Source organism: uncultured Microbulbifer sp. (genome assembly GCF_947498635.1).
GTDB lineage: Bacteria > Pseudomonadota > Gammaproteobacteria > Pseudomonadales > Cellvibrionaceae > Microbulbifer > Microbulbifer echini.
The window spans coordinates 1-365 of the sequence record NZ_CANMKV010000143.1 but is presented as its reverse complement, the minus strand read 5'-3'; the positions used below and the strand labels follow the sequence as shown (position 1 = coordinate 365).

General features: G+C 57.8%; 1 protein-coding gene. It reads left to right on the top strand.

Annotation, left to right across the window (positions count from 1 at the left end):
* On the top strand, positions 1–365 hold a 365-nt coding region (locus Q1A69_RS20210), incomplete at both ends, for a hypothetical protein (protein WP_299589750.1).

Sequence of the window (365 nt, the reverse complement as noted above, 5' to 3'; positions counted from 1 at the left end):
GCACCTTTTATCGGCGGTGCCGCCCTGCCGGTGCGCGCGATTACCGACTACGAGCGCGGCGGTATTGCCCTGCAAGACCCCAGTCGAGGGCTGAACATTCAGACCTGGCGCGCACGGGTATTGGAAGATGGAAAGGCCATAGTGCTGGATGCTCAGCAGGTGAGGGCGAGTACTGTGATTACCGGGGTTAATATCACAGAGGTGAGTTTGGCCTTCGACCAGAATATGCGCCTGGTCATCGCCTATGTAGAGAGCGGCACCGCCAAGCTCTACTGGTATGACAGCAGTCAGGATGCCCAGGTAACCACCAGCTGGCCGGGGTTTATTACTCCCAGGGTTTCCCTGGACGATAAGCGCCAATTACA